The organism is Comamonas kerstersii, from assembly GCF_002056725.1.
Lineage (GTDB): Bacteria > Pseudomonadota > Gammaproteobacteria > Burkholderiales > Burkholderiaceae_C > Comamonas > Comamonas kerstersii.
The window spans coordinates 2,694,786-2,715,282 of sequence record NZ_CP020121.1 but is presented as its reverse complement, the minus strand read 5'-3'; the positions used below and the strand labels follow the sequence as shown (position 1 = coordinate 2,715,282).

Annotated in this window: 21 protein-coding genes, 2 pseudogenes and 1 other annotated feature; of the genes and pseudogenes, 5 read left to right on the top strand and 18 right to left on the bottom strand. The window is 55.8% G+C overall.

Annotated elements, in window-relative coordinates; all coding sequences use genetic code 11:
- Nucleotides 1-271 precede the first annotated feature (271 nt).
- The 15 genes from B5M06_RS12810 to B5M06_RS12745 form a co-directional block, all read right to left on the bottom strand.
- Nucleotides 272-847 (bottom strand): sigma-70 family RNA polymerase sigma factor, encoded by a 576-nt coding sequence (locus B5M06_RS12810; protein WP_054066559.1) that lies wholly within the window; start codon nt 845-847, stop codon nt 272-274.
- An 11-nt stretch (nt 848-858) separates the two neighbouring features.
- On the bottom strand, nt 859-1,371 hold the full coding sequence (locus B5M06_RS12805; RefSeq protein WP_077345063.1) for a DoxX family protein: 513 nt from the start codon (nt 1,369-1,371) through the stop codon (nt 859-861).
- Nucleotides 1,322-1,606, bottom strand: a complete 285-nt coding sequence (locus B5M06_RS12800) for an HvfC/BufC family peptide modification chaperone (protein WP_077345064.1) — start codon at nt 1,604-1,606, stop codon at nt 1,322-1,324. The genes B5M06_RS12805 and B5M06_RS12800 overlap by 50 nt, the downstream gene beginning before the upstream one ends.
- Nucleotides 1,579-2,361 (bottom strand): MbnB/TglH/ChrH family RiPP precursor modification enzyme, encoded by a 783-nt coding sequence (locus B5M06_RS12795; protein ID WP_077345067.1) that lies wholly within the window; start codon nt 2,359-2,361, stop codon nt 1,579-1,581. Before B5M06_RS12795 ends, B5M06_RS12800 begins: the two co-directional genes overlap by 28 nt.
- A gap of 12 nt (nt 2,362-2,373) precedes the next feature.
- Entirely contained in the window at nt 2,374-2,607 is a 234-nt protein-coding gene (locus B5M06_RS12790; RefSeq protein WP_054066560.1) for a hypothetical protein, read from the bottom strand.
- Between the two features lie 535 nt (nt 2,608-3,142).
- Nucleotides 3,143-3,652: a hypothetical protein gene (locus tag B5M06_RS17495; protein WP_240183926.1), complete on the bottom strand. Its 510-nt coding sequence runs from the start codon at nt 3,650-3,652 to the stop codon at nt 3,143-3,145.
- Nucleotides 3,653-3,952: 300 nt separating this feature from the next.
- A complete protein-coding gene (locus B5M06_RS17490; RefSeq protein WP_240183925.1) occupies nt 3,953-4,270 on the bottom strand; it encodes a hypothetical protein in 318 nt (105 codons plus the stop codon).
- Between the two features lie 291 nt (nt 4,271-4,561).
- Entirely contained in the window at nt 4,562-5,185 is a 624-nt protein-coding gene (locus tag B5M06_RS12780) for a hypothetical protein (RefSeq protein WP_054066561.1), read from the bottom strand.
- Nucleotides 5,185-5,532 (bottom strand): hypothetical protein, encoded by a 348-nt coding sequence (locus B5M06_RS12775; RefSeq protein ID WP_054066562.1) that lies wholly within the window; start codon nt 5,530-5,532, stop codon nt 5,185-5,187. The genes B5M06_RS12780 and B5M06_RS12775 overlap by 1 nt, the downstream gene beginning before the upstream one ends.
- A 459-nt stretch (nt 5,533-5,991) precedes the next feature.
- A protein-coding gene (locus B5M06_RS12770) for an IS3 family transposase (protein ID WP_114070926.1) occupies nt 5,992-7,223 on the bottom strand; the annotation gives its coding sequence in 2 pieces (ribosomal slippage) (nt 5,992-6,932 and nt 6,932-7,223; 1,233 coding nt in all).
- Nucleotides 6,829-6,945: a sequence feature (AL1L pseudoknot), on the bottom strand. Its footprint overlaps the gene before it by 117 nt.
- Before the next feature lie 100 nt (nt 7,224-7,323).
- Nucleotides 7,324-9,111 carry a sensor histidine kinase gene (locus tag B5M06_RS12765; protein WP_080025236.1) on the bottom strand — a complete coding sequence of 596 codons (1,788 nt, stop codon included), beginning with the start codon at nt 9,109-9,111 and terminating at the stop codon, nt 7,324-7,326.
- The gene (locus B5M06_RS12760; protein ID WP_240183924.1) at nt 9,108-11,255 is read right to left on the bottom strand and encodes a PAS domain-containing sensor histidine kinase; all 2,148 of its coding nucleotides are present in this window, start codon (nt 11,253-11,255) and stop codon (nt 9,108-9,110) included. The genes B5M06_RS12765 and B5M06_RS12760 overlap by 4 nt, the downstream gene beginning before the upstream one ends.
- Nucleotides 11,252-12,061 carry an ABC transporter substrate-binding protein gene (locus tag B5M06_RS12755; protein ID WP_054066564.1) on the bottom strand — a complete coding sequence of 270 codons (810 nt, stop codon included), beginning with the start codon at nt 12,059-12,061 and terminating at the stop codon, nt 11,252-11,254. Before B5M06_RS12755 ends, B5M06_RS12760 begins: the two co-directional genes overlap by 4 nt.
- Nucleotides 12,058-12,807 carry an HD-GYP domain-containing protein gene (locus B5M06_RS12750; protein WP_240183923.1) on the bottom strand — a complete coding sequence of 250 codons (750 nt, stop codon included), beginning with the start codon at nt 12,805-12,807 and terminating at the stop codon, nt 12,058-12,060. Before B5M06_RS12750 ends, B5M06_RS12755 begins: the two co-directional genes overlap by 4 nt.
- 8 nt (nt 12,808-12,815) lie before the next feature.
- Nucleotides 12,816-13,202 carry a response regulator transcription factor gene (locus tag B5M06_RS12745; RefSeq protein ID WP_054066566.1) on the bottom strand — a complete coding sequence of 129 codons (387 nt, stop codon included), beginning with the start codon at nt 13,200-13,202 and terminating at the stop codon, nt 12,816-12,818.
- A gap of 72 nt (nt 13,203-13,274) precedes the next feature.
- On the opposite strand from B5M06_RS12745, the gene B5M06_RS12740 reads away from it, so the two are divergent.
- Nucleotides 13,275-13,901 carry a response regulator gene (locus B5M06_RS12740; protein ID WP_054066567.1) on the top strand — a complete coding sequence of 209 codons (627 nt, stop codon included), beginning with the start codon at nt 13,275-13,277 and terminating at the stop codon, nt 13,899-13,901.
- 2 nt (nt 13,902-13,903) lie between these two features.
- Nucleotides 13,904-14,644: an Hpt domain-containing response regulator gene (locus B5M06_RS12735; protein ID WP_054066568.1), complete on the top strand. Its 741-nt coding sequence runs from the start codon at nt 13,904-13,906 to the stop codon at nt 14,642-14,644.
- 22 nt (nt 14,645-14,666) lie between these two features.
- On the opposite strand, the gene B5M06_RS12730 is transcribed toward B5M06_RS12735, so the two are convergent.
- A complete protein-coding gene (locus B5M06_RS12730) occupies nt 14,667-16,406 on the bottom strand; it encodes a methyl-accepting chemotaxis protein (RefSeq protein ID WP_240183922.1) in 1,740 nt (579 codons plus the stop codon).
- A 294-nt stretch (nt 16,407-16,700) separates the two neighbouring features.
- Between B5M06_RS12730 and B5M06_RS16860 the strand changes: the two are divergent.
- Nucleotides 16,701-17,112, top strand: a pseudogene (locus B5M06_RS16860) (transposase); the annotation flags it as partial.
- A gap of 261 nt (nt 17,113-17,373) precedes the next feature.
- On the opposite strand, the gene B5M06_RS12715 reads toward B5M06_RS16860, so the two are convergent.
- Nucleotides 17,374-17,676, bottom strand: a complete 303-nt coding sequence (locus tag B5M06_RS12715) for a putative quinol monooxygenase (RefSeq protein ID WP_007182542.1) — start codon at nt 17,674-17,676, stop codon at nt 17,374-17,376.
- 66 nt (nt 17,677-17,742) lie between these two features.
- Between B5M06_RS12715 and B5M06_RS12710 the strand changes: the two genes are divergently transcribed.
- Both B5M06_RS12710 and B5M06_RS12705 read left to right on the top strand, forming a co-directional pair.
- Entirely contained in the window at nt 17,743-18,756 is a 1,014-nt protein-coding gene (locus tag B5M06_RS12710) for a GlxA family transcriptional regulator (protein WP_054066569.1), read from the top strand.
- Nucleotides 18,757-18,966: 210 nt separating this feature from the next.
- Nucleotides 18,967-20,031 carry an alkene reductase gene (locus B5M06_RS12705; protein WP_046462160.1) on the top strand — a complete coding sequence of 355 codons (1,065 nt, stop codon included), beginning with the start codon at nt 18,967-18,969 and terminating at the stop codon, nt 20,029-20,031.
- A gap of 94 nt (nt 20,032-20,125) precedes the next feature.
- Here B5M06_RS12705 and B5M06_RS12700 read toward each other — a convergent pair.
- Nucleotides 20,126-20,419, bottom strand: a pseudogene (locus B5M06_RS12700) (integrase core domain-containing protein); the annotation flags it as partial.
- Between the last annotated feature and the right edge of the window lie 78 nt (nt 20,420-20,497).

Genomic DNA, 20,497 nt, shown 5'->3' with positions numbered 1-20,497 from the left:
GTTCTGTGGACTGACGACAGGTTTGGCCGATCAGAGAGACAGCTGCTGACCCAGCAATTCATAAAAACAAATCAGCGCTTCACTGATTTATCGGGATCAAGAATGTTTTCCCGATAGTCTTTGAGGATTGTCGAAAGCTGCTGATCGTTGCGGGTGAAACTCCGGCAGCGATGACAAATAAGCCGGTGCTGAGCAGCCCAGAAACGGTCGATAGCGCCTGCTTCCTCGGATTGCCCCGATGTGATGTGAAAGATGTATTGCTTGCAATTCATCATTGACTGGCACCTCCGAACCATTTCTGGCTCAAGCACAGCTGTATTTGTTTGCGGGCCCGGCTCATGCATTGCCAGTAATCGGTTTTGCTCAAGCCCAGAGTGGTGCAGATTTCATCGGCATCGCACTCCAAAAACACCTTCATGCTGAACACCTGGGCAGGTTTGGTCGGTAAGTTGTGCACGCACAAATCGACCACGGCAAAAAACTGATCTGTTTGCAGCCGTTCGTCTGGCCTGTGCCAGCCTGCAGGAGCGACGCCTTCTATCCAATGGCTGCGCTCATTGAACAAATAAACATCCAGATCGTCCGAAAACGCTTCGCAGTAGCTGACCTCCCCGCTATAGCGCTTGCGTAGCCGATCTGTGATTTTGTTCTTGAGAATTCCGAACAAGTAGCGCTTGGGGTCTACAGCTTGCAGCTTGTCGAAATCGATCTCCAACAATGCAATCAACGCATCTTGCACTGCGTCCTCAGCTTCCTCGCGTGGGCTTAGATGCAGGCAAGCAAATCGAAGCATGGGCCCACGCCATTGGCATATCCACTGCGACCTGTCGTCGATCACGAGACTCATACGGTGTATTGCTAGGTAGAGGAAACTCGCTTGGATGCGCCCTGATTGGACTTTGGCGACATGCTTGCTTGCGCTGCATCCAGAGAAAATCGCCCAGGTCCTTGGGTCAGCACGGCAAACAGCATCAGTCCCAGCATGAGAGGAACCTTAAACCCCAGGCCTTCATCGGTTTCAATCGCCCGCCAACCTGCCCAGCCCAGATCAAAGTGCACGGTATAGACAGCGACGTAGGTGATATAAATCAGGCCCAATGCCGCGAATCGGCCCTTGTACCCCAGTAGCAGCAAAAAGCCCAGCACGACCTCGCCAATACCGGCTGCCAGCCAGTTCAGTTGTGCTCCCAGGAACTGATGGGGGAAAGGAAAGTCCAGACCTGCAAACCATGCAGGAGCAGAGCCGCCAGCGCTCAATTTGGTCCAGCCGGCGAACAAAAACTCTTGCGCTGCCCATATTCTGAGTCCCAGCAGTCCCAGGTCACGCATGTGTGTCTGTGCTTTCTCGCCCCAGATAAGCAATAAATTCATGACGCAAATCTCCGTAATACGGTGATGTCCAAGCGGATTGCCGCACGAACCCTTCAATCAGCAGGCGCCACGCCTGCTCTCCCAATTGCTCTCGCAGGGATGGGAAATTGGCCTCCACCATCTGGCTGGCGCCCAGATACACCAGATACCGGTATGCACGAAGTCCTGCCAGGGTGTACCCTGCCGGCACTGTCTCGCTGCGCCCCCTCACGTAGTCATAAAAGGCGTTAGACATATGAGTTCCTGGTTGAGTGTGTCCATAGACGGCACATCGTTATCCCACTCCAGCAGCACTTGTAGGCCATGGGTGCGCTGAAGTTGGCGGGCCATGGTCATGGTTTGCTCTTCCACGGTCTCGCTGTGGGTGTCAATGAACAGGCCAAAACGAGTATCGAACTCATGGCCAGCCACATGGATGTAACTGACTCGCGTCAGATCCACACGCGCAACAAACTCCTGCAGACTGTGTTGCCCATGGTTCTTGTAATTGACCATGATGTTGTTGAGATCCAGCAGCACACCACAGTCGCCCCATTCGGCGACAGCGCCCAAGAAGTCGGGCTCAGGGATGTCACCAATATTGGTGTACCAAGTGCTGTTCTCGATCGCAATTTGCTGCCCCAGGATGTCCTGCACCTGGCGGATACGGTCTCCCACCCGCTTGACCTCTTGCTTGGTGAAGGGGATGGGGAACAGGTCATACAGCTGATGGGCGTCTCCACTGGCCGCCAAGTGGTCTGAATACCTGATGGTCCCCAGCTCATCCATCAAGGCGCGGACATCCCGTAAAAAACTGTGATCAATTGCACTGTCTCCGCCCAAGTTCAGAGACACACCGTGCAGGTGCACAGGCCGGCCGGATGCTCGCAGCCTGTGCAAAGGGCTGCGATCACGTCGTATCCAGTTCTCGGGGGCAACTTCAAAGAAGTCAGCCAGAACCAGCGACATGTCCCAGTCGGCCATTTCGCGGCGATAACCCAATCCGGCCATAGTCATGCTCCTTCACTTCTTGGAACAAGCAGCGTCTTTTTTGGAGCAGGCCGCATCTTTCTTGCTGCACGCACTGTCTTTTTTGCTGCACGATGCATCGCACTGGGCACCAGGTTTGCAGGTCGTTTCCTTCTTGCCGCAGGTTCCCGCGCCGCACTTTTGCTCAGCAGCGCCTGCAGCCCAGGCCGAAGAAGCAATAAGAGCAGCAGCAATCGTTGCAACAGATTTGATGTTCAGGGCGGACATGTTTGACTCCTAGAAAATGGCATGCACAAGACGTGCACGGAGATCTAGTCGTACCGAGATGCGGATTCCTGACAGAGTTGAGAAAAAAATTCGAGCGCTTTGTCCACCGAGGAAGGTGCGGCGGATCAATGAGAAACATGCCAACCCTCACTGATCCTAAGCTTCGGCCAGCAATCGACGAACTCCTGTCGTACGAGTCCCATCAAGCAAAGTCTGCTGTGCAGAGGTTGCGGTTCTTGGAGTTTCCAAGTTCACCCTCCTCCCTGAGACTTCCAGCAAGTGCGATGCACAAAAGCAAAAAGCCCCGCAAATCATTGATTTGCAGGGCTTTTATTGTTGAGCTGCTAGGCAGTTCTCAACGCGGGATTACTCCCACTCAATTGTCAACCGATCGGAAATCAAGTCGCTATTGAACGAAGCTACACGTTGTTGCATATGATTTGGCCTTGCTAGAAAAGACCATACCGTCACTTTTACCGTCAAAGCAATTGGTTGTCTCTGGGCGTTACTGGACGTTGAGCGAAACCGATACAAGCTAGCGCGACAACACCGTTGCAGCCGTAGCTTTCCAAGCTAGCATCCCCCTGAGCATCAGCACATATTCCATCACCTGCAGCGCCGTGTCGATGGCCCAAGTCGTAACTTCAGCATGATCAAGGTTTGAAGGCTTCCAAAGCCCATCACACCAGCAGCAGCTGATTTCCCACTTGGTAGCACTGATGCGCTCAAACATGGGCTGCTGCAGTTGCGCTGCTTTCCAGCGCTTGGCGATGTCCAGCTGCAGCTGAGCTGGCAACACGCCTTCGCCTTGCAGCAGCAAGCGTAGCCCCAAACCAGGCCCCCAGCCTTCTTGCCCCAGCTGCACCATGGTCAGGTTGGGCCAGGCAGGTGCCGCACCAAACGCACGGGGCAGCTGAATCGTCAGCATGGGTTGCCCCTGGCGCAGGTGCATGGCCAGCGACAGCGGCAAAGGCTCTTTGACTCCCTGCACTTGCAGTTTGACCGCTGTAGCGTTGGTTAGTTGCGCTTGCAAAGTGCGCTTCACGCATCGCCACCACGCCAGTCGAAATTCGGGCACATCGCCCAAAGCTTGAAACAGCCGCTCATGCCAAGCAATACGCCTGGCTAAAGCCTTGGCACTCAGGTTCATAGCCTCAGCCATTTCTTGCATAGCCAACATGACGTGACCATGCGCAGGAGCCTGCCCCAACACACGTTTGGCAAACATCAGCACCCAGGGCACATCACAGCGCACGCTGTCCAAGTGCCACAGCAAAGCGTTGATCGTTTCTGGTGCCTGATGCGGTGCACCGTGCACAACCGCTTGCGCATCTGCCGAATCCCGTCACTGCAACCAACGGGCTGCATCCGCGATGCCCTGGCTTTGCAAGAATGCGACCAGGCTGCGCAAACGCTGCACGGCCTTGAGTACGGCTGCTTGTTGGGTGGTTTCACCTTGCCACAACAAAAGGGCCAGTTCGGCATCGTCATCAGACCCGTATTGCTGCAGCAGTGCCACCAGCCGTGCAAAGCTGCCCAAGCCCAACTGAGGCACGGCACACCGTGCAAATGCCTGCCATGCAGCGGTGCGCTGGCTGATTGGCTCAACCGACTGCAACGCCGCATCGGCCAGTTCCAGCACCATGGCCGATTGCGGCTCCATGCATGGCCTTGAAGCATGCACATAACGCCCAGCTTCGGCACAGCCATTGAAGCAGCACGGCCACTGCCCACTGAATTCATGCGGAACAGGCGTTGAGATATCCAGTGCAGGCAATGTCATCACCGCCGCCAACAAACGCCGGTAGCGGTACCACCTCAAGTGATAAGGGTGCATGGTCAAACTTTCAAAACAGGCACGCCGCAACGGCACCTGAGTGCATCTTCAAAAGCCAAGCACCAGGCGCACAACGTGCACAAAGGAAATCAGGAAAAGAACGCGAGAAACTGAAACTCAAGCCAGCGCGATGGTCGTGCCACGGCGGCTGCGCAAACCAACTTGCACCACCTTGTCCAAGGTGGCTTTTTCTGACCAGCGGGCGTTGGTGTTGCGCAGCTTTTTGCTGCCCCAATGCTCCAGCAAGGCATTCCAGGGAGTGAGCGGCACACCGTCCATCAAGGGGTCGAGCACCAGCAAGGAATGTGGCTTGCCATCGGCATACATCACACCCACTGCCAGCACCCAATGGCTGTAGCTGGGCGAAGTGAATCGCACCAGGCACACATGGTCAGATTCCAATGCGGCCACCGTGCGGGCCTCGACATTGCGGCGCAGTTGGCGGCACTGCAGTTGCTCAGAAAACGGTGCAAACTGCTCTCTGATGGCTGCGCTGCTACAGCCGCTAAAGTACAGAGCTTGGCCCATGGCACTCACCTCCATCAGGCGTGCGTCAAGGTCGCCTTCATACAGGACATCGCGTGACACCTGACCCAACAGCATCAAAGCCATCAACACGCAGTGGTGCCCGCAAGCCATGTCGTTTTCGCCCTGGCGCAGCAGCAGCTTGTTTTGATAGGCCATTGCACCTGAGCGGCCCACACTCAGCTGCGAGTGCACCACAAAGTGCCGCCCCAGCATCAGTACTCCTCAGGCAATAACAGCGTGGTGCTACTGCGGTCAGCTTCTGTGATGATCCACAGGCGTTCTGCCTTGGAAAGCTCATACACCGACATCAGCCTGTAGCCGTACTGCAAAGCGTCAGCATTACTTTGCCTGTCTTCAGCACAGATATCGCCCCAATCACACGACACATGGCGCAGCACAAACGGCAGTGCTGTCAGTTGATGGGTTTCCAGTAGCTCCAATGCCCCAGGTGTGACCAGTACCTGGCCCAAGGCAAACAAGGGCGTACCAGCAGCAGTCTTGTCATGAGCAGCAGGAGAAGAATCGTTTGGGCATGCGGCGGCCTGACCTGTATCAGTCATAGAAAACTCCAAAAGGGAAAAGTGGGAAAGAAGTGCCCTGTGCTGCCCAACACTTCCCCCAAGGCTCACGACCTCAAATTGACAGGCATGGCTACGCCGCACAAGCGTTCAAAACGCATGCGCGAGCAAACGGCCTGATCAATTCAGGCTGAGGGCAAAAACAAGAGAGGGAAGTGCTCGGGAAACTGAGCGGAGAACGGTACTCGTGAGCCCATGCCAAGGCGGCACGTCACTACCATAACGTACGGTAATTATATCAAATATAACAAAAATACATATTTATTTGATTTTATATTGAAATTAAGAATAAACATGGCGGATTCAAAAGTGAAGTGCAACACCTGCCAACCTGTAAGGTCCGCAGATGCCAAGCGCCTCCTCGCACTATCACCAACTCCAGCCTGAAGACCGCGTCACGATTGAATCGCCCCGGCTTTCAAGGAGGTCGGTTGGTTTAAGTCAGGTCACCACAGCGGTGGCCTGATTGGCAAGTTGCCGATAGTAGTTTGCCTCAGCTTCTGCGGGCGGGATATACCCGATGGGTTCGAGCAGGCGGTGATGGTTAAACCATGACACCCATTCGAGCGTCGCAAACTCCACGGCTTCCTTTGTTTTCCACGGTGCACGGCGATGGATTAACTCGGCCTTGTAGAGGCCGTTGATGGTTTCGGCCAAAGCGTTGTCATAGCTGTCGCCCTTGCTGCCCACGGAAGGCTCTATGCCCGCTTCCGCCAGTCGCTCGGTGTACCGGATGCTGACGTATTGCGAGCCTCTATCGGAGTGACAAACCAAACTGCCATCGCGCTCAGGCTGACGGGCATAGAGGGCTTGCTCCAGGGCGTCGAGAACAAAGTCCGTGCGCATTGAACTGCTCACCCGCCAGCCCACGATACGGCGGGCAAACACGTCAACTACGAAGGCTACGTATAGCCAGCCCTGCCAGGTTGACACGTAGGTGAAGTCCGAGACCCATAGCTGATTGGGCCTATCCGCCTTGAACTGACGGTTGACTCTGTCCAACGGGCATGGCGCTTTGCCATCACTGACGGTGGTTCGCACGACCTTGCCACGCATCACGCCGCGCAGTCCCATGCTGCGCATCAGACGCTCGACCGTACAGCGGGCCACCGTCACGCCTTCGCGGGCCAGTTGGCGCCATACCTTGTCAGCGCCGTAGACCTGCATGTTGGCCTGCCAGACGCGTTGAATCTGAGGCATCAGCACCTCGTCACGCTTGGCTCTGGCGCAGCGTTTGTGAGGCTCGCGCATCAGCGCGGCGTGGCGCCAATACGCCGATGGGGCGACCTGCAAGACCTTGCAGAGCGGCTCGACACCGAAAGCATTGCGCTGCTGGTCGATAAAAGCCTTCAGGACTTGAGTCGGCGGTCGAGCTCCGCCTGGGCGAAAAACGCGCTGGCCAGCTTCAGTATCTCGTTGGCCCGGCGCAGCTCTTTGACCTCGCGCTCCAGCTCCTTGACCCGCAGGGCTTCGGTTGTGGTGACACCTTCTCGCGTGCCTGCATCCACTTCGGCACGTTTGACCCATTCGTTCAAGGTCTGCGGCACGCAGCCTATCTTGGGGGCAATGGATTCGATGGCGGCCCACAGGGATGGGTACTCGCCGAGCTGCTCCTGCACCATTCTCACTGCGCGCTCACGCACTTCAGGCGAGAACTTGTTTGTCTTCTTCATGGCTCAATCCTCTCAGAGTGTTGAGCCTCCGCAAAACCCGGGGCGATTCAAACATCCAAAAAGACAAGCCTAGCTCAACCCTACTTCCAATCCCTAAGTTCTAAGAATTTCCAATCATATCCGAGCGCTCCTTGCGCGTCGGCGATGCAGACAACTGTGAACTAGGTAGAGACAGAGTGAAGCGCGCACCTGCGAGAGAAGGAGACACAACCAGCGTACCTCCTAATAAGCCTGCTAGTGAGCGAGACAGCGACAAGCCAAGACCAGTGCCTCCATACTGATGTCCTATACGTGAATGCCCCTGACGGAATCTCTCGAAAATTCGCTGTTGCAACTCCTCGGGAATTCCCGGACCGGTGTCCGTAACGTGTATCAGCACCTGACGAGTGTTTGGACTCGGCACTACCTCTAGGCTAACATTCCCCTGAGACGTAAACTTGATGGCGTTAGACAGTAAATTACTCAGAATTTGCTTTAATTTAAGTGGATCCGTAACCAGAGGAATGGTGGTTGTCGCGGCAGGAATTAGAAGCTGGAGCGTTAGACCTTTGGTCATGGCGCTGGCGCGAAACAGATCAGTCAAATCACGTAGCAACGTGAGCAACTCCACCGCCTCGGGGTGCGTAGGCATTGCTCCGGCCTCAATCTTGGCAAAGTCCAAGACTTCATTGAGCAATGCGTTTAGATGCTCTGCGCCTTGGCGGATCAGGCTCGACTGCTCCCGCACACGCGCGTCACTGCTGCGCAGCTCCATCAACTCCGCAAACCCCCTGATGCTGGTTAGCGGCGTGCGCAACTCATGCGACATAGCGGCGAGATATTCGCTCTTGGCCTCATTGGCCCGCTGAGCCTCGGCCGCACTGCGAGCCAATGCCGCGTGGCTAGTGGCCATTCGCCTGGTACGTATCACGACGATAGCTACAAACACAATGACGACAAAGCTTAGCAAGCCTGTCAGCAGCAAGACTGTATTGCGGGTGGCGCGCCAAGCCGCGAAGACTTCCTCTTGAGCTGTGCCAATAAGTACGAACAAGGAATAGTCGCCAATCCGGCTGTAGCCGGTAACACGCGGCACTCCGTCTGATGAGGTGGTCAGGGTTGCGCCTGTGACCTCCTTGTAGAGCTTCTGCATAAGCGCTTCTGGAAGCGGCCGCTGCGTTTCGGTGCTGAGGCCACCAATCACACGTACCCGAATCGCACCATCAAGCCCTGCCAGCACAACGCCCCCCCGCTCCCCCAAGCGCACGCCTTGGTAGACATCTGCAAAGTGTCGCTGGTTCAGCGAGGCAACAACTACTCCGAGAGTACGGCCATCACGGGCAATAATCTTGCGCGACAGCTGGATCGTCTTGATGCCCGACACCTTGCCCTGCACAGGGCGGCTGATGAACAAACCATCCTGCAAGTTGCCAGCGGATCTTGGCGCCTCATCGCTACTATCTAGCAGGTGCACGCGGATATGCTCGCGGTCTAGCAAACTGACATGATTGCTACGGGAGCCGTCGGGATCGAGATTACTACTCTGAAAATCACCGGTCTCGTTCACGAAAGACAGCTGGGTCAGGATATGCGGAGTCATCCCGGTTTCGTTGGCAATACGCACAATTTCTTCGCTGCTAAAAGTCCCATCACTCACTCGCTCTTGCAGGCGTCGCATTGCGTGATCGACCGTATCGAAGATGCGCAGCGTGTGCTCCTTCAGCGCCAGAGCCGTATTGGTGTTCTGGCGCATTTCGGATTCCAATGTTTCCTGCCATTGTGAGTGCAGCATCGTTGCGACTGTGGCCCACCCCCCAAACAACACTGCCACGCTGAAAACACAGATACCACTGGCATGCATTAGCGCCTGGTCGGTACGCCAGTGTCGGATATGAGAAAACAGCTTCATGGTGCAGTGGTTACATACTCTGAGTTGGTGAGCTCTGCAGCAGGCAAAATGATATGGAAAATTGCCCCTCCCCCAGGTGCATTGGCTGCATAAATGCTCCCACCGTGAGCAAGCATGATCTTCTGACAGATAGCCAAGCCAAGGCCGGAGCCTCCCGAACCATCACTAGTCTGGCTTGATTGCACAAAAGCCTGAAACACTGTTTCTAGTTCTGCAAGCGGAATGCCTGGCCCCTGGTCGCGCACAGTAAGGTGAATTCTGGAGTTATTCTGTAATGCAGCGGTGATGCAGATAGGCCGGTTTTCCGGGGAGAATTTCACTGCATTCGCGAGCACATTACGCACCACCTGAACAAAACGTACTCGGTCCACTTTGGCAATCAGCGGATCGCTACCCAATTGCAACGCCAACGCCTGGCACTTGCGCTTAAGTTGCGGCTCGAGCTCACTGGCAACTTCCTGAGCAAGCATACGCACATCATGGCGTTCGAATTTAAAGGCTCCGATGGAGATGTCCATTTTGCCTAGATCCAGTAGATTATTGACCAGTGCAAGCATGCGTTCGCCAGCAGCATGAATATCGCCAAACATGTGTGCTAGTTTGTCATACTGATGTGCACGTAACATCCCAAGTTCGGAAAATCCTAGAATCGATTGCAACGGTGTACGTAACTCATGGCTGATATTCGCCACGAACTCGCTCTTCGCGCGAGAAGCCTGCTCAGCCAAGTCACGCGCTGCTAAAAACGCTGTAATGTCCATCTTGACGATCAACAAGCCCAAAGGCTGGCCCTGGTGAGATTCCAAGCGTACCTTGGTCACCTGGACATCACACACACTGCCATCAGGGCGATGCAGACGCTCCTCATAACGTACGTGACCACCAGCAAGAAGCAGCCTTTCATTGTGGGAGTCATAGGCCCTGGCTTCCTGGGGAGGCAAAAATTCACTGTTGCGCAAGCCAAGAACGCGCTCGCGCGGCAATCCCATGAAGTGTTCCCATGCCTGGTTGACGGTCATAAAGCGCCCGTCCATATCAGTCATGCAAATCGGCAACGGATTGGACTCGAGCAGTTGGCTAGTAAGTGCTAATTGCTCTTGCTCGCGCTTTGTCGTGGCTTGTATGACTTCGTTGCGCTCGCTCTGCGCAATTTCACGTGCGCGGGCGTTGCGCCAAGCGATAAAGGTCATCAGCACAATCAGTACCAGCGCTAGAAGCATGAAGATCAGCGGTCCACGCAGCGATGCCCGCCATTCTTGCTGTGTGGCAGCATAAGGTTGCTCGACAAGCGTCACCAAGGGCAAACTGGATGAGCCGTGCCATGCGCCAAGTACCGATTCGTCAAATTTTTTCAAGGGACCATAGCTGCCCTTGCGCGCCGACTGCATTGAGGAAAACAGAACATGCGTTCGTGGATCACTGCCCGCAGGTGATGGATGCTGGCCTACTTGTGATAGCAGACTTCCGTCATTCAGGGACAGTAGCACGTGAGTGCCAGGCCCACTCACTTCCAACAGTTGCTGCTGGTAAGTTGCCAACGCGTCAGGGTTGAGTTGTGCCACCAACACGACACTGCGGTTGGCGTCGAGTTGAACGCGGCGGATCAGGGGAATGAATCCCAGGTGAGAAGGGATGCTTGCAGAAGTGTCTACCTCTACCAACGAACGCCCTTGTATCCACGGACCAATCATGACACGTTGGTCCATAACACCGCCCGGCATCAAACGCTGTAGATCAACAGTGCCACCACGATCACTAGACGTAGTCGAGGCCAACACATGACCCTGGATGCTAACCAGCGCAAGACTGCGCAGAAATGGCAGACTCTGCAAATAATAAGTTTGCTGGGCCTCCAGTGCACTAATAGAAAGTGGTTCCTGCGTCAGGCTCGCTGCCAAATTGTCAAGTGCAAGCAGGCCACTCTCGAACACCTGGGTTGCATGAGCCTCCATAACGCTGGCAAGCATTTCGAGCTGCTGGAGCTTGCGCTGCTGCGCATAGCCCAATTCGCGCCACATCAATCCAATTGCGATAGAGAAAACGACCAGGGTCAGTACGATGCCACTGGCGAGTACGCGGCAACTGGCCAAACGCAGGGCCAAACCCTTTGGGCGTAGAAATATATGCAGTGAGAGAGCGCTCATCTATGCACCACCATGTCCTGCAAGCCATAGCGTCTAGCTGCTGCGTAGAGTCTTCCGTCCTGCTGGATGCGTGCCACAAACGCATTCAGCACAGCCTGCCACTCCAGATCCCCAGGTTTACTAGCATGAGCATACGGTAGCTGGTGAAACGGCTCGGGCGGCGCTAGCAGCAAAGCCCAGTCGGTGTTGTCAGTCAGTGTACGTCCATAGGGGTAGTCAGTCATAAAGACGTCCACGCGACCAGCAAAGAGCTCCCGTTCACGGGTGCGCGGGAGCTCTACGCTCACTAAACGGGCGTAGCGCAGCCGCTGTTGCATCACAGGTTCCATGAAGGTTCCAGCCTGTACACCCACCAGCACGCCCGGCTGATCGATGTCACTCCACTGCCGCACGACACGGCTGGTGCGTGTACTAATAGCGTAGATATCGCTTTGCAGATAAGGGGTGGCAAACAGCAGCTTGTCCATACGCTGACGCAGCATCGCGATGCCAAACATAGCCACATCACAACGGTCATCAAGCAGATCCTGTATCAGCGAAGGAAAGGAAGAGTTTATGAATTGCAGTGTCAGCCGCAAATCGGACGCAAGGCCCCTCGCCAGATCAATGTCTAGACCGCTCAGTTGTCCAGAGCGTGGGTCGCGCCAACTGATACCTTGGTAGGCGGGCCAGACACAGACTTTGAGTTCACCACTCGCCTGGACGCGCTCAAGTACTTCGCCTGCGTGCGCACCCTGACTGCTCCAGGCGCTAACCAAGCACAGCAAGAGCCTAGTAATACCAATTCGGACGCTATGCCACGTCATGGAATGGAATGTTCAGCGTTGACTAAGTCAGCAAAAGTCATTCGGCGCTCCGCAATCCGTTGACGTACAGCACGCAGCGTTCCATGATTACGAGCGAAGCAATCCACTACGTCCGGATCGTAAGCTGTGGCACGTTGCGCGATGATCATTTCCAGTGCTTCTTCGTGCGAAAAGGCTGGACGATAGACACGGTCCATAGTCAGCGCGTCATAACAGTCCACTACCGCAACAATCCGACCAGACAAGGGAATGTCCGTGCCGCTAAGTTGCTTGGGATAACCTGTCCCATCCCAGCGCTCATGGTGTGTAAGTGCTACTTCGGCTGCTAGCTGGAATAACGCGATGCGAGACTTTCCTAGTATGTCTGCCCCAATGCTGGGGTGGCTGTTCATGATCTCTCGCTCTTCGGACGTGAATGGGCCCGGCTTTTTCAGAACCCTGTCAGGGATGCCAATCTTGCCGACGTCGTGCATTGGCGCTGCTTTGCGAAGTAGCTCTGCATAGGTCTTGCTCTGACCGAGCAGCAGTGCGAGTGCTTCAGCCAGAAAGCCAATCCGCACAATGTGCACGCCCGTATCGTCGTCCTTGTATTCAGCAGCCAGGGTTAGCAAAAATAAGGCTTCGTGATGGGCGCGGGCAACTTCTTGGAGGGCTTCGTTGCGCTCCTGGTACATCCGCCCCAGATCGGAGATGATCTTCTCCATCTGCACTACCGCTGCAGGATCAAACTGCGTGGTCTCAGTCATAAGTTGGCTCATGACAGATCGGTGTCGGAAAAACTCAGACGCTCAATGGTTTCGATCAGCTTGAGCGGGCTGAAAGGCTTGAGCAAATATGCGTCGGCGCCAGCATGCATCCCGGCCTCTATATCCTGACTCTGCCCACGCGCAGTCAACAACACGACCTGTGGTGCACCTAAAGCAGGATCACTCTTTACGCGGCGACACAGATCAAGACCATTCATTGCGCCAGGCATCATCACATCCAGCAGCAGCAACTGAGGGCGCAGGCGCTGCGTCGCCTCCAAACCCTCTTGTGCGCTCGATGCCTCATGAATTTCGTAGTTTTCGAACTCCAGCGTCATGTGGATCAGCTTACGGATATCCGCGTGATCTTCGACGATCAGTATGCGTGTACTCATATCGGAGCGTGGTGGTGATTAGATGAATCAATTGTATCATTTTTATCTTTTTAACAATGATAAAATTTGGCAATGGAAAATGATTTGTTAAAGTCCCTGCCCGACGAATGCAGCACACGGGATGTAGCGCGAGTTTTGGGCTTGGCTGTGCGGTCCGTACAGCTCATGGTGGATCGTGGCGAGCTAGACGCCTGGAAGACGCCAGGTGGCCACAGGCGCATCGCACGCTCGTCGGTCGAGCGCTGGCTTACACGTCATCAGGATTCCAGCCAGACACAGAGCGCACAACCAGCGCCAGCGCCCTCAGTGGACGCGCACGCCCGACCACGGGTCTTACTCATCGAAGACTCCGCGCATTTTCAGAACTTGGTGCGATTGTTGATGGCACACGATTTTCCCGGGGTCGATCTTCATGTCGCCGAAGACGGCATCGTCGGCCTAGCAATGGCGGGAGAGTTGCAACCCGATGTACTCATCGTCGATATCCTGCTGCCGGGCATCGACGGCGCCACCCTGATTGCCCGGATGCGCTCGCACCCTCAGTTTGAGCGCAGTCACCTGATTGTGCTGACATCCCTGGATGAAACACAGCGCAGTGCTTATGCTTTCGCATTGACAGGTTTGCCTGTGGTGCACAAGCCGCGCATAGTTCAAGAGCTGCCAACCTTGCTGTCAGCCGCTTTGCACCAGGAAGATTGAGCATGCTCGACATACCCCGACCACGTATTCTGCTGCTGGAAGACGATGCAGGTGTGCGCCGGTTTATACAACTGGCGCTGGAAAATGAAACAGTAGAGCTTATCGCCTGCTCCCGCCTGTCCGAAGCCTTGCAGGTGCTGGCAGACACACCAGTGGGGCTTGTGTTCACCGATCTACACTTGCCTGATGGTTCCGGGCTGGATTTGCTGGAATGGCTACAGCGCCAGAAAACGTTAGCAGCCTGCCGCACCGTGGTTTTCAGCGGCAGCATCGATGGCACTGTGCAGCAACAGTTGCAGGATTTGCATGTCTGGCGGGTACTGCACAAGCCGGTGAGGCTGGATCGACTTCACGAATGCGTGCGCGAGGCATTCAGCTATCAAGACAGCACCGCACTGATCAGCTGTGCTTTGCCTGCAGAGCTAGAAACTGATCCAGTGGCAGAGTTCTTTGGAGGCAATCAGGGAATATACGAAGCGTATCGTAGTACCTGTCTAGCGCAGCTTCCCAAAGATATAGAAGAAGGAGATCAGACTGCACGTGCAGGCGATGCTCCTGCTCTACGGCGAGTTGCACACAACCTCAAGTCAGCACTATCTATGTTGGGCTGGGAGCATGCCGCTCAGCTGGCTCGCAGTACCGAAGACCAGGCGGCACAAGGCATGACTGACCTGATGCGGTCATCCTGGCAGCGACTGCGCCAACAGGTTCGCGCCTGCATCGTAGAACAACAGCAAGGCTGATGCTGCACTTAGTTAAGACTTTTTAAAAAGATTCCCAATCGACGTCAGGCATCGCTTTTGCGGGAAGGGGCTGCGCAGCACGCGGAGTCACTGTATTGACTGCCGCAGTAACTTTAGACGTGCGTACAACTGGTGCTGCAGCCTCCTGCGATGCTGGCTGGGCCGCACTGGCGTGCTTGGAGCCCCTGTGCTTGACGTTTAAAGTCACTGCCGTGGCGTCCAACTGGAACAATTCCACTGTGACGAGGAGTTCTTGCGCTTGCATGCTCAGACTGGAAGCGGCCGCAGCCATCTCCTCAACCAGCGCAGCATTCTGCTGGGTTACGTGATCCATCTGGGTCACAGCTTCACCCATCTGCGCCACGCCTTGGCTCTGCTCTGAGCTGGCAGCGCTGATTTCACCCATGATGTCAGTCACACGCTGTATGGCATTAACCACTTTGGCCATGGTCTTACCAGCTTGATCTGCGAGTGACGTGCCGCTTTCCACGCGATCAACACTGATGCCAATCAAATCTTTGATCTCTCGCGCTGCTTGTGCCGCACGGCCAGCAAGGCTGCGCACCTCAGTGGCAACAACTGCAAAGCCTCGACCTTGCTCTCCCGCACGCGCCGCTTCGACGGCGGCATTGAGCGCCAAGATATTGGTCTGAAAGGCGATCGAGTCGATGACACCAATAATGTCAGCGATCCGGGTGGAGCTGTCATTGATCTCCCGCATGATACGCACTACATCAGCAACCACTTCGCCTCCCTCTGCAGCCACGGCAGAGGCGCTCAGTGCAAGCTGGTTGGCTTGCTGTGCATTATCTGCATTCTGGCGCACGGTAGAGTTGAGCTCCTCCATAGAGGCTGCGGTTTGCTGCAAAGCACTAGCTTGACTTTCTGTGCGCGAGGATAGATCTTGATTGCCATGGGCTATCTGCTCACTGGCGGTCGCCACGCTTTCCGAACCCTCACGCACCTTGCTAACCACCTGCACCAGACCCTGCTGCATGCTTTTGAGAGCTTGCATCAGTTGGGCAGTTTCATCAGAACCGTGGATTTTGATGGAGTTGTTAAGTTTGCCCGCAGCGACGGCATTAGCCACTTGCACGGCCTGTCCAATTGGACGAGTTATCGAGCGAATGATCCACAGTGCCATGAACACAGAGATGATCAATGCGCTGCTGGTACCCAGCAGGATCGCAATCTGGATGCTGCGCACGGCGTCAGCAGCGCGTGTGATAGAGGCGTCCATCAGATGGTTCTGATAGGCAATCACATTGTCAAGCGCTTGATGGTAACTGGCGCGCGCGGTGGAAAAGTCTTGGAGCAGCAGGCTACGGGCATCTTGCGTGCGGCCAGCCGTAACCGCATCCATGTAGCGATTTTGCACGGCAATGTACTTAGCCCCATGCTCCTTGAATGCTTCCAGGGCGGCCTTCCCACGATCTGTAGTGATTTGTCCTTCTAACTGCTTCAGCAAACCGCTTATCTGCTGGCGTGTCTGCTGGACCATAGCAGCCTCTTTGGCGACGCTAGCGCTGTCGTCCTGATGGTGCAGCATGCTGTTAAGGGCAACCTCATTGATGCCCAGTAGATCCTTGATGGCGTGCAGTTCGCTGATCTTCGGATACTGGTCATAGACAACAGCACGGAAATCACGATGCAAATGGCTGGTTTCCCACAGTGCCACTGAGCTTTTGATCACTATCAGCAGGGCTACGACACCAAAGCCTGACGCAAGGCGTGCCCAGATTTTCATATTTTGGAAGTTCATAAGGTCTTCTCGATCAAGAAGGAAATGACACAAAGCGCAAAGCAAAGACAGAAATCATTTGGGAAATTTGAGACAAATGGTAAATCACACAAAAGACTTTATCATTTTTATCATTAAAATTTAATACAAACGCAGAAAAATTTAACAACCAGAAGTGGTGCATTTTTTGCTAAGGAAGATCTGTACAAAGCGCCAAACGATGTGCAGAACACCTGAACAACATTGTTGCACAATGGCCTGCTGCCGGTTTCAAAGACACCTTGTTAAGGTGGAAGATGAAACCGGAGGTGGTTTATGGGAACGAGACGGCAGTTCAGCCGGGAATTCAAGGTTGAAGCGGTCAAGCTGGTGACCGAGCGAGGCGTCGCAGTGGCGCAAGCTGCGCGTGACCTAGATGTGCACGAGACGCGGCTGAGGGCATGGATGCGCGAGCTGACAGCAGATTCGCAGCAAGCGTTCCCCGGCAAGAGTGTGATGAAGCCCGAGCAGGCCGAGATAGAGCGGCTGCGCAAGGAGGTTGCCAAGCTCAAGATGGAGCGTGACATCCTGAAAAAGCCGCGGCCTTCTTCGCCAAGGAGTCGATGTGAAGTTCGGCTTCGTTGCGAAACACCGAGGGGCCTGGCCGGTGAATCTGATGTGCGAGGCGCTCGGTGTCTCGCAAAGTGACTTTTATGCCTGGTTGGTGAGGCCACGCAGCCAGCGTAGCCTGAGTGAACGGAACTGAATGCTGTGCTGCCCAAGATGAGCCCTCTGAACCCGCAGTACCTCACCAAGAAGCAGACGGTGTTTCAGAAGATCGCTGCGTTTGTGGAGAAGTTCAAGGGTGTGGGTGGGCAGGTTTGAATCTGCCCTTTTCTCGCCGGAAAATCCATAGGCTGCAAGAATGACAGCAAGGAGGTGGGGATCGCACGTAGGGCTGTGTGACCCCCATCCTGCAGCGTGACCTGATTGGGTCAAGGCCGAGTTGTCATGCAGGCAGTTTGGCTGCAAGCAGTTCGACCTTCTCGATATTGGGCGGAGAACTGAGCAAGGTCGCTGCGTTGGCCATCAAGGCCGCGGCGATCTGGCCGTTCAGATGTGCCTGGCGACCTGCCTCATCGGCAAAGGCATCGAACACACCAAATGTCGAAGGGCCAAACTTCAATGCGAACCAGGCCGTGGTGCCGGACTCGGCGTTGGCGAGCGGCAGTGCGCTGGCCAGGAAGTCGGCAAGCGCAGCCTCCTGGCCGGGTTTAGCTTCGAGGCGAACAAACAGGGCGAGCTTGGTCATGCTGTATTCCTTTGGGTAAATGGAAAAGTGGGTGAAGGGATCGAAGAGACTGCAGTCTAAGTCTTCATGACAGACATCTCTATAGGCAATAATGACAACATTGATATCATTGTTGCCATGAAACTCCACCTCCTTGTTTGTGATGGCGTGTTTGATCTGGGGCTTGCGGCGCTCACTGACACAGTGGGCTTAGCCAATGCGATGGCGGGCTCGCTGCCACAGGCTTCCGCGCACATAGAGCTCACGCTGGTGGGCGTGCGGCGTCGCATCCGAACTGCGCAAGGCTTGACGGTCCCCGTTGTCACTGCGCATGGTGTGCCCGAACCAGACGTAGTGCTCGTGCCAGCGTTTGGCGACAAGATGCCTGACACGCTCTCGGCTCGGCTCACACGCCCCGATGTGCCCGACGCGGTCGCAGCGCTACAGCAGTGGTCCACCGCTGGCGCGCACCTTGGTGCCGCTTGCTCCGGTAGTTTCTTGCTTGCAGAGAGTGGCCTGCTTGATGGGCATCGTGCGACGACGTCATGGTGGCTGGGGCCGATGTTTCGGCAGCGCTATCCGAACGTCGCGCTGGACGAGTCACGCATGATCGTGAACTCGACACGCTTCACCACCGCGGGTGCCGCTTTGGCCCACGTCGACTTGGCCTTGCGCATCATCCGAGGGCGCAGTCCGGCGCTAGCGGCCCTGGTGGCACGCTATCTGCTGGTCGAGACACGCAGTTCGCAAGCCGAGTTCGTGATTCCCGACCACCTTGCGCATGCCGACCCGATGGTAGAGCGCTTCGAGTGCTGGGCCAGACGTCGGCTCGCGCAGGGGTTCTCGCTGGCCGAGGCGGCCAGCGCCGTGGGCACAAGCGAGCGCACCTTGGCGCGGCGGCTGCAAAGCGTTTTGGGAAAGACACCGCTGTCGTATTTCCAGGACCTGCGCGTGGAGCATGCCGTCCATCTCTTGCGCACCGGGAACGCCAGCGTCGATCAGGTCGCCGCACAGGTCGGGTACTCGGATGGAGTGACGCTGCGGGCCCTGTTGCGCCGCAAGCTGGGCCGGGGTGTCAGGGAGTTGCGACGCGGTGGATGACCAAAGGCGTTTGGTGCATGTACGGCTGGAGACCGCCGCGAAACTGTCGGTAGCAAAGGCTTACCCACTTGCGTCTACTACATCGTGCGTTGGGTGCAAAAGCACCAGCCGTGCCAAAGCAGTCTTCAGTGGCCTTTCAAAGGTCTGAGTATTGGGAATACTGTTAGCTTTACCACTGTTTTCTGTTCACTAATCTGGGTTTTCATTCGCATGCTATTCAATCCACTTCAAGTAGGTTCTCTCACCCTGCCCAACCGCATCCTTCTGGCACCACTGACACGCGCCCGTGCCGACGCTGGCCACATGCCCAACGCGCTGATGGCCGAGTACTACAGCCAGCGAGCCACCGGCGGCCTGCTGATTTCCGAATGCACCATGGTGGCGCCCGGTACATCGGCCTTCGTCAATGAGCCTGGCATCTACAACGACGCGCAGATTGCAGCCTGGAGGCAAGTGACCGACGCGGTGCACGCCAAGGGTGGACGCATCTTCATGCAGATCTGGCACGCTGGCCGCGCAGCCTACCCTGGCGCTGCCGATGGCGCCCCCATTGTCTCCAGCAGTGCCACCGCTATTGAGGGTGAGATCCACACGCCCCAAGGCAAGGTGCCGCACGCGGTGCCCCGCCCCCTGACCGTCGAAGAGATTCCCGGCATCGTGGCTGCGTTTGCTCAAGGCGCACGCAACGCCATTGCCGCCGGCTTTGATGGTGTGGAAGTACACGGCGCCAACGGCTACCTGATTGACCAGTTTCTGCGCGACACGCCCAACCAGCGCACCGATGCTTATGGCGGATCGCTGGAAAACCGTGCACGTTTGCTGTTCGAGGTACTCACTGCCGTGACCCAGGCGATCGGTTCCGAACGTGTGGGTCTGCGCCTGTCGCCCCTCAACAGCTTCAACAGCATGAAAGACAGCGACCCGCTGGCCCTCATCGGCTTCCTGGCCGATAGGCTCAATGCCTTCAAGCTAGCCTACCTGCACGTGATGCGCGCCGATTTCTTCGGCGTGCAGAAGGCTGATGTCATGCCCGTAGCGCGTGAAAACTACAAGGGTGTGTTGGTGGGCAATATGGGTTACAGCGCTGATGAGGCAGAGGCAGCTATTGCCGAAGGTAAGCTTGACGCTGTGGCCTTTGGCACCGCCTTCCTGGCTAACCCGGACCTGCCCGCACGCATCAGGGCCAAGGCACCGCTGAACGCGCCTGACTCCAACACGTTCTACGCAGGTGGCGCCAAGGGCTATACAGATTACCCGACACTGCAGGTCGCGTAAATCACCGCTCCAGAAGACCGAAGAAACGAGCCACTTTATACCCAAGGCTCTGCTCTGATGTTGCCCCTGTTTTTTGGAGTTCTTAGCTCCCTACTTACGCGGTCTTTTTGCGCTGTACCTCGTACCAGCGTTGCTCGTATTGCATGGGACTGAGATAGTCCAAGCTCGAATGCCTTCTGCGGTAATTGTAGAAGGCCATCCAATTCATAACGACCTGTGTAGCTTGCTCCCGGCTAGCAAAGCGCTGGCCGTGCACGCAAGCTGTCTTTAATCGCCCCCAGAAGCTTTCAATGGGGGAGTTGTCCCAGCAATTGCCTTTACGGCTCATGGACGAGCGTATTCCCCATTGGGCTAAAGCAGCTTGGAAGTCATGACTACAGTATTGGGTAGATTCAACCGGTCGTCGCAACACCTTTAATCAGGAGGTGTTTATGGGACGTCCCGCAGGATGGATGAAGCAATTTAC

Excerpts from the sequence above, each read along its gene's own strand:
- B5M06_RS12810 (WP_054066559.1), bottom strand. The coding sequence starts at position 847 with ATGAGTCTCGTGATCGACGACAGGTCGCAGTGGATATGCCAATGGCGT.
- B5M06_RS12805 (WP_077345063.1), bottom strand. The coding sequence starts at position 1,371 with ATGAATTTATTGCTTATCTGGGGCGAGAAAGCACAGACACACATGCGT.
- B5M06_RS12800 (WP_077345064.1), bottom strand. The coding sequence starts at position 1,606 with ATGTCTAACGCCTTTTATGACTACGTGAGGGGGCGCAGCGAGACAGTG.
- B5M06_RS12795 (WP_077345067.1), bottom strand. The coding sequence starts at position 2,361 with ATGGCCGGATTGGGTTATCGCCGCGAAATGGCCGACTGGGACATGTCG.
- B5M06_RS12790 (WP_054066560.1), bottom strand. The coding sequence starts at position 2,607 with ATGTCCGCCCTGAACATCAAATCTGTTGCAACGATTGCTGCTGCTCTT.
- B5M06_RS17490 (WP_240183925.1), bottom strand. The coding sequence starts at position 4,270 with ATGGAGCCGCAATCGGCCATGGTGCTGGAACTGGCCGATGCGGCGTTG.
- B5M06_RS12780 (WP_054066561.1), bottom strand. The coding sequence starts at position 5,185 with ATGCTGGGGCGGCACTTTGTGGTGCACTCGCAGCTGAGTGTGGGCCGC.
- B5M06_RS12775 (WP_054066562.1), bottom strand. The coding sequence starts at position 5,532 with ATGACTGATACAGGTCAGGCCGCCGCATGCCCAAACGATTCTTCTCCT.
- B5M06_RS12765 (WP_080025236.1), bottom strand. The coding sequence starts at position 9,111 with ATGAAGCTGTTTTCTCATATCCGACACTGGCGTACCGACCAGGCGCTA.
- B5M06_RS12760 (WP_240183924.1), bottom strand. The coding sequence starts at position 11,255 with ATGAGCGCTCTCTCACTGCATATATTTCTACGCCCAAAGGGTTTGGCC.
- B5M06_RS12755 (WP_054066564.1), bottom strand. The coding sequence starts at position 12,061 with ATGACGTGGCATAGCGTCCGAATTGGTATTACTAGGCTCTTGCTGTGC.
- B5M06_RS12750 (WP_240183923.1), bottom strand. The coding sequence starts at position 12,807 with ATGACTGAGACCACGCAGTTTGATCCTGCAGCGGTAGTGCAGATGGAG.
- B5M06_RS12745 (WP_054066566.1), bottom strand. The coding sequence starts at position 13,202 with ATGAGTACACGCATACTGATCGTCGAAGATCACGCGGATATCCGTAAG.
- B5M06_RS12740 (WP_054066567.1), top strand. The coding sequence starts at position 13,275 with ATGGAAAATGATTTGTTAAAGTCCCTGCCCGACGAATGCAGCACACGG.
- B5M06_RS12735 (WP_054066568.1), top strand. The coding sequence starts at position 13,904 with ATGCTCGACATACCCCGACCACGTATTCTGCTGCTGGAAGACGATGCA.
- B5M06_RS12730 (WP_240183922.1), bottom strand. The coding sequence starts at position 16,406 with ATGAACTTCCAAAATATGAAAATCTGGGCACGCCTTGCGTCAGGCTTT.
- B5M06_RS12715 (WP_007182542.1), bottom strand. The coding sequence starts at position 17,676 with ATGACCAAGCTCGCCCTGTTTGTTCGCCTCGAAGCTAAACCCGGCCAG.
- B5M06_RS12710 (WP_054066569.1), top strand. The coding sequence starts at position 17,743 with ATGACAGACATCTCTATAGGCAATAATGACAACATTGATATCATTGTT.
- B5M06_RS12705 (WP_046462160.1), top strand. The coding sequence starts at position 18,967 with ATGCTATTCAATCCACTTCAAGTAGGTTCTCTCACCCTGCCCAACCGC.